Origin of the sequence: Phenylobacterium sp., assembly GCF_004799395.1 — a bacterium.
Classification (GTDB): Bacteria; Pseudomonadota; Alphaproteobacteria; order Caulobacterales; family Caulobacteraceae; genus Phenylobacterium.
Window position 1 is genome coordinate 22020 of the sequence record NZ_SSMZ01000112.1, and the last position, 6301, is coordinate 28320.

Here is a 6301-nt window from a genome sequence, read left to right on the forward strand (position 1 = left end):
GGAGACAGGCGGTGTGCGAAAAGTTCGGTGGGCGAGGTCCGGGTCGGGCAAGCGGGGCGGCGCACGCGTGATCTATTTCTATCACGGCGCCAGCCGGCCTCTCTATCTGCTGATGGTCTACGCCAAGGCCCAGCAGGAGAACTTGTCGCCTGAGGGCAAGCGAGCGGTGCGAGTTCGCCGCAGCTGTGAAGGGCGCGAAATAGTTGGAGCGAGAGGTGCGATATGGGCAAGTTTGAGAAAGATCTGATCGAGAGCATGGGAGAAGCAGCGGCTCACGCACCTGGGCAAGCGGTCCCTGGCATGCGCGTGACGAAGGTCGATGTGCCGGATGTGAAGGCCATCCGGCTGGCGCTTCATATGTCGCAAAACCTGTTCTCCGTTGCGTACCGAATTCCGCTCGCGACGCTCAAGAATTGGGAGCAAGGGAGGCGCTATCCGGATGCGCCGGCGGCCGCCTATCTGCTTGCGATTCAGCGCCGGCCGCATGAGGTGATGGAGGCGGTCGCGGATTGAGCACCAAGATTGCAGACGCCGAGATGCCGCGCCTGAGCCGAGGCGTCATTTGGCATCAATTCTCGGCGGGCGATCCGGTCGGCGGTGCGCCCATGATTCACAAGGCATATCCCCCGAAAAGGGCCGCCAGAAACACTTGGGGAACAACGATTGGAAAACGCGATTGGAAAACGCGGTCCCCGTTTCGGGGAGATTTTCTCTAAGTGATTGAAAGGCGATGGTGCCTGGGGGCGGATTCGAACCACCGACACGCGGATTTTCAATCCGCTGCTCTACCAACTGAGCTACCCAGGCGAAGGCCGCCGTCGCGGGGAGCCGCGTCTATAGAAGAGGCGCTTTCGGAAGTCCAGCAAGCGCGAGTCAGTCCTCGTCAGACGCATCGCCGGCCAGGTCGGGATCATCCGATCCGGGGATGGCGTAGCGCCCGCCGAGCCAGCGATGCAGGTCCAGATCGGCGCATCGTTTGGAACAGAACGGCCGATGCTCGGGCTCAGCCGGCTTGCCGCAGATGGGGCATTTGGCCGTGCTCATGCGTCGCGCCCCACATCGAGGCGCTCGCGCGCTCGCGCCGAGTCAGGGGTGATCGAAAAGCGGGCGCCGATCCGCTCGGCCAGCAGGTTCGCCAGCGGCTGTGCGGCCTGGGCGACGCTGGGGGCGCAGGCCGCAGTCAGGCGCGCGCCCGGCTGCGCGGCGGCCTCCGCCTGCAGACGGCGGATTAGCCGTTGGGCCAGGGTGCGGTCGCTCAAGGCGCCATCTTCACGGCAGAGCTGCTCGGCGAGAGGGCGGACGCGCCGCGGCAGCGACAGCTCCATGGTGCCGAACCGTCCCACGGGCCCGATCGCCACGCCGGGATTGTCGGGCCCAAAGGCCGCGCGGGCAGCGGCCAGCAACGCATTGCCGTCGTGGCCGCGCCCAACCAAATCGATGACCACGATGCCGCCCAAACCCTTCAGCCGCAGGAGCCGCGCGGCCATGCCCAGCGCGGCCAGATTGGCCTGCCGGGTGACGCGCTTGGCGTCGCCGCCCTTGCGGTCGGAGAGGTCGACGTCGATGGCGGTGAGCGCGCGGGTCGGCTCGATGGCGATCTGGCCGCCGCCCGGCAGAGGATGAAGAATCTCCAGGACCTCGGCCTCGGCCTCATCGGCGACCTGGCGCGCCGCAGGCCCCTCGACCAGCGGGGCGCCGTGGGAAAGCGCCGCCAGGTCGTCGCCGACCCCAGGCGCGGCCGCGACCAGCCGCGGCGTCCCTTCCGCCGGCCCGATGACGCGGGCGATCGCCAGCTTGCCCCGGCGCGGCTCGCTGCGAATCTCCACCTCGATCGCCTGCCCACGCACGGGCCGCGCGTCGGTCCGGAAGGGCATAATGGCCTCCGCCCCCTGCCCCAGGTCCAGAAAGGCCGTCGCCAAAGCGGGCTCCAGGCTCGCCACCCGCGCGACCAGCCGTGCGCCGATCAGCAGACGCGGATCGTCGCCGTCACGGCGGATCAGCAGCCGCTCGGGCCGCCCGTCGAGGGTGATGACGCCTCGGGTCTCGCCGAGGCCGCTGTCCAGATAGGCGCGTCGCTCGCTCATGGCCGGCGGTAACCGAGGCCGGCCAGCAGGCTCGCCGCCTCATAGAGCGGCAGACCGACAACTCCGGAATAGGAGCCCGAGAGGTCCGTCACGAAGGCCGCCGCGAGCCCCTGGACGCCGTAGCCGCCGGCCTTGCCGACGCCCTCTCCGGCCGCGAGGTATCGATCAATCTCTGGTCCGGTCAGCCGTTTGAACCGCACCCGGGTCTCGACCAGCCGCTGCGCTCGACGGCCGCCCGGCGCAGCAGCGCAGACGGCGGTCAACACCCGGTGCGCGCGGCCGGAAAGCAGTTTGAGACAATCGCCAACCTCGCCCGCTGTCTCGGCTTTCGGCAGAATACGTCGTCCCAGCGCCACCACCGTATCGGCGGCCAGGATGTAGTCTTGGGGATGGCGCATGGCGACGCCAGCCGCCTTGTCAGCCGCCAGGCGCTGGGCGAGGCGGCGTGGCGTCTCATCCTTCAAGGGCGTTTCATCGACCTCGGCGGCTTCTACGGCGTCGGGCTCGATGCCGATCTGGCGCAGAAGGTCGAGCCGCCGGGGACTTGCGGAGGCCAGGACCAGGCGCGGCGGCGATTGCGGCACTTTGGCCGGACGCGTCTAGCGGACGCGGAACGTGATGCGGCCCTTGGTGAGGTCGTAGGGCGTCATCTCCACGAGCACCTTGTCGCCGGCCGACACGCGAATGCGGTTCTTGCGCATCTTGCCGGCGGTGTGGGCGATGATCTCGTGGTCATTCTCAAGCTTCACGCGGAAGGTCGCGTTGGGCAGGACTTCGCTGACCGTGCCCGGGAATTCCAACAATTCTTCTTTCGCCATGCAGGCTCCAAACCGAGGATAAAATGACGGCCCGCGTCCTTAAGTCAGGTCGCGAGCCGCGGATAGAGCCTTGAACTATAGCGCACCGCCCGGGGCGAGGTCGATGGGCGAGGCGGCGAGGGTTCCGAAGCGCTCGGCGATCCGCCGCGCCAGGGCGTCGCGCACCTGCCGATAGACCTCCAGCCGCGCCTCACGCGAACCCTCGGTGAGCGTCGGGTCGTGGGTCGGCCAATACTCGATGTCCGCCGCCCGGCTGCGCGCCAACTCCACCGCGCGGTGATGGGCCTCGGGCGTGAGCGAGATCACCAGGTCGAAGGACGAGTCTTCCAGATCTCCGAAGGTCTTGGGCCGGTAGTGGGAAATGTCCCAGCCGAACTCGGCCATCACCGCCTGGGCGAAGGGATCGACGCCGGCCTCGACGTCTTCGTCGCGGGTGTCGTCGTGCACCATGGCCGGCCGCTTCAGACCGCAGCTGTCCACGTAGACCCGCTTGCCGACCAGGCGCTTCATCAGCGCCTCGGCCATGGGCGAGCGGACCTGGTTGAAATTGCAGGCGAACAGCACCGCGCCGGGCGCTGACGGCGGGATATCAGCCGGCATCGGCCCCTAGCCCCGCCAATGCAGGGCGCAGATCAGGGTGAAGAGGCGCCGCGCGGTGTCGAGATCGGTGTCGATCTTGCCGGCCAGCCGGGTCCGCAGCAGCTCCGAGGCCTCGTTGTGCAGACCGCGGCGGCCCATGTCCAAGGCCTCGATCTGGGCCGGCGTGGCGTTGCGGATAGCCTGGTAATAGCTTTCGCAGATCAGGAAGTAGTCCTTGATCAGGCTTCGGAACGGCGACAGCGACAGGATGTGCCGCCGCTCGTAGGCCGGACCGCGGACATCCAGCACCAGGCGGTTCTCCACGAGACCCATCTTGAGGTCGTAGGGGCCGCGTTCCGCGCCTTCGGGATGAAAGCTGTTCTCTTCCAGCAGGTCGAAGATGGCGATCTGCCGCTCCTGCTCCTGGTCACGCGAGACAGCCGCGAGCGACTCTTCGTCGAGCTCGACGCTCTGCAGGCGGTGCATCTGGCGGTCGTCGTCGGCCATGGGCGTCCCGGGGCGTAGTCCACGCTTTATGGCATTCCGGCCCCCCACGTCATCCCGCACCTGCGAAGATGGGCCGAGCGCATAAAGAAAGACGCCCGGGGCGGGCTGCGCCGGGCGTCATGGATTTCGTTCGCCGCGGGCTCAGGCCGCGCGGATCTCGCGGAAAGACACGAGTTTCCCCGCCTTCTCATCCCAAAGTGTCAGCCGCGCGCAGCGGAAGCTCTCCAGGAAGCCCAGCCGATTCATGGCCCGCAGCTCCGGGTGGTCCTTCAGGACCTTCGAGAGGCGGTAGAACGGGATGCGGCTTGAAAGGTGATGGACGTGATGGATGCCGATATTCCCCGTCATCCAGCGGAACGGCTGCGGCAGATCGTAGTGCGAGCTGCCCGCCAGCGCCGCCTCGTCACGGCTCCACCGGTCGTTGCGCGCCCAGGACGCGCCTTCGAACTGGTGCTGCACATAGAAGAGCCAGACGCCGATCGTGGCGGCCAGCAGCATGGTGACCGCGTTGACGATCAGAACCGGGGCAATGCCGAAAAGCCAGGCCAGGCCCGCCAGGCCGGCCGCCGCGGCCAGGGCGTTGCCGATCACGCTGGCCCAGGGGCGCCAGCCCTGGCGCATCATGCCCAAGGGCACGCGCTGGCTGAGCAGGAAGACATAGGCTGGACCCAGGCCGAACATCACCAGCGGATGGCGATAGAGGCGGTAGCCGAGCCGCCGCAGCCGCGGCAACGCCCGATACTCCTCGACGGTCAGGGTTTCGATCTCGCCCAGGCCGCTGCGCCGGTCGAGGTTGCCCGAAGTGGCGTGATGCAGGGCGTGGGTCTGACGCCAGTAGTGGAACGGGGTGATCGTGAAGACGCCAGCGATCCGGCCGACCCACTCATTCGCCTGGCGATTACGGAAGAACGATCCGTGACCGCAGTCGTGCTGGATCATGAAAAGGCGCAGCAGGAAGAAGGCCGCGGGAATCGTCAGCAGCAGCGCCGCCCACCACCAGCCGCGCGCGTGCAGCGCCCAGGCGATCACCCATAGGGTCAGCAGCGGCGCGACCGTGACAACGACCTCGAAGACGCTGCGGCTGGTCCTGGGGTCTCGGTAGGTCGCGAGAAGTTTGGACCAGTCGCGCGCGGGTCGGGTCTCGGAAGCCATCGTCGGGCTCTCGTTCGAATCGGGGGAAGCGTTACGCATTGCGCCTCAAACAAGGTTTGATTGCGGCCAATGGTTCAACCTTGGCCCAGGCGAATTGCCGCGGACCGTGCGTGCGCCGGCAAGCCTTCGGCTTCGGCGAGGGCGATGGTCGCCGGCGCCAGCCGCTCGAAAGCTGCTTCGTCACACTTCACGATCGAGGTCCGCTTGAGGAAATCATAGAGCGAGAGGCCCGAGGAAAACCGCGCCGCGCGACTCGTCGGCAGCACGTGGTTGGAGCCTGCAACATAGTCCCCAATGGCTTCAGGTGTATGACGGCCAAGGAAGATTGCCCCCGCATGTCGCACCCGATCGGCCAACCGCTCGGGTGACTCGACGGCGAATTCGACGTGCTCGGGGGCGATGCGGTCGACCAACCGCGGCGCTTCGTCCAGCGGAGCGATCACCACCGCCCCGTGGTTCCGCCAGGAGACCGCGGCGTCCTCGCCTGTGGACAGTGCGGATAGTTGATCCTGGACCGCAGCCTCGACCCTGCCGGCGAACGCTTCATCGTCGGTGATCAGGATGGACTGGGCGGCAGGGTCGTGCTCGGCCTGCGACAGCAGGTCGGCGGCGATCCACTCAGGCCGGTTCGCCCCATCGGCCACCACCACGATCTCCGAGGGACCGGCGAGCGCGTCGATGCCGACTGCGCCGTACACTCGCCGCTTGGCGGCCGTGACGAAGGCGTTGCCAGGGCCGACGATCTTGTCCACCGGCCGGATCGGGCCGGCGCCGTAGGCGAGCGCCGCGACCGCCTGGGCCCCGCCCACACGCCAGATCTCATGAACTCCGGCCGCCTTTGCCGCCGCCAGCACGGCCGGCTGCAACCGTCCCGGGGGCGTGACCATGGCGATCCGTTCGACGCCTGCGACCGCAGCAGGCACGGCGTTCATCAGCACCGTGGATGGATAGGCGGCCCGGCCGCCGGGCACATAGATTCCGACCGCCTCAAGCGCTGTCCAACGCCAGCCCAGCTCGACGCCGGCCTCGTCGGTGAAGCGCAGGTCCGCGGGCCGCTGGCGGGCATGATAGCTGCGGATACGTTCGGCGGCGAAGGCGATGGCGTCGCGCACCGCCTCCGGACACGCGGCCGCGCCGGCCTCGATCTCCGCCTCGCTGACC

Annotated in this window: 10 protein-coding genes and 1 tRNA gene; 2 read left to right on the forward strand and 9 right to left on the reverse strand. The window is 67.9% G+C overall.

The window, feature by feature from the left end:
- Positions 1 to 13 precede the first annotated feature (13 nt).
- Positions 14 to 247 carry a type II toxin-antitoxin system RelE/ParE family toxin gene (locus E8A12_RS22765; protein ID WP_363211775.1) on the forward strand — a complete coding sequence of 78 codons (234 nt, stop codon included), beginning with the start codon at positions 14 to 16 and terminating at the stop codon, positions 245 to 247.
- Complete coding sequence (locus tag E8A12_RS07890) at positions 223 to 513, forward strand: transcriptional regulator (RefSeq protein ID WP_293367381.1); 291 nt, start codon at positions 223 to 225, stop codon at positions 511 to 513. Before E8A12_RS22765 ends, E8A12_RS07890 begins: the two co-directional genes overlap by 25 nt.
- 218 nt (positions 514 to 731) lie before the next feature.
- Here the strand turns inward: E8A12_RS07890 and E8A12_RS07895 are convergent.
- The 9 genes from E8A12_RS07895 to hisD all read right to left on the reverse strand — a co-directional run.
- Positions 732 to 807, reverse strand: a tRNA-Phe gene (locus E8A12_RS07895).
- 66 nt (positions 808 to 873) lie between these two features.
- The gene (gene yacG, locus E8A12_RS07900) at positions 874 to 1044 is read right to left on the reverse strand and encodes a DNA gyrase inhibitor YacG (RefSeq protein ID WP_293367383.1); all 171 of its coding nucleotides are present in this window, start codon (positions 1042 to 1044) and stop codon (positions 874 to 876) included.
- Positions 1041 to 2084, reverse strand: coding sequence for a ribonuclease E/G (locus tag E8A12_RS07905; protein ID WP_293367385.1), 1044 nt, complete (start codon positions 2082 to 2084; stop codon positions 1041 to 1043). The genes yacG and E8A12_RS07905 overlap by 4 nt, the downstream gene beginning before the upstream one ends.
- On the reverse strand, positions 2081 to 2668 hold the full coding sequence (locus E8A12_RS07910; RefSeq protein WP_293367387.1) for a Maf family nucleotide pyrophosphatase: 588 nt from the start codon (positions 2666 to 2668) through the stop codon (positions 2081 to 2083). The genes E8A12_RS07905 and E8A12_RS07910 overlap by 4 nt, the downstream gene beginning before the upstream one ends.
- Positions 2669 to 2683: 15 nt before the next feature.
- The gene (gene infA / locus E8A12_RS07915; protein WP_111458197.1) at positions 2684 to 2902 is read right to left on the reverse strand and encodes a translation initiation factor IF-1; all 219 of its coding nucleotides are present in this window, start codon (positions 2900 to 2902) and stop codon (positions 2684 to 2686) included.
- Between the two features lie 75 nt (positions 2903 to 2977).
- A complete protein-coding gene (locus E8A12_RS07920; RefSeq protein WP_293367389.1) occupies positions 2978 to 3502 on the reverse strand; it encodes a low molecular weight phosphatase family protein in 525 nt (174 codons plus the stop codon).
- A 6-nt stretch (positions 3503 to 3508) separates the two neighbouring features.
- Positions 3509 to 3988 carry a UPF0262 family protein gene (locus tag E8A12_RS07925; RefSeq protein WP_293367391.1) on the reverse strand — a complete coding sequence of 160 codons (480 nt, stop codon included), beginning with the start codon at positions 3986 to 3988 and terminating at the stop codon, positions 3509 to 3511.
- Between the two features lie 141 nt (positions 3989 to 4129).
- Positions 4130 to 5140 (reverse strand): fatty acid desaturase, encoded by a 1011-nt coding sequence (locus tag E8A12_RS07930; RefSeq protein WP_293367393.1) that lies wholly within the window; start codon positions 5138 to 5140, stop codon positions 4130 to 4132.
- A 74-nt stretch (positions 5141 to 5214) separates the two neighbouring features.
- On the reverse strand, positions 5215 to 6301 hold a 1087-nt coding region (gene hisD / locus E8A12_RS07935; RefSeq protein ID WP_293367395.1), incomplete at its 5' end, for a histidinol dehydrogenase.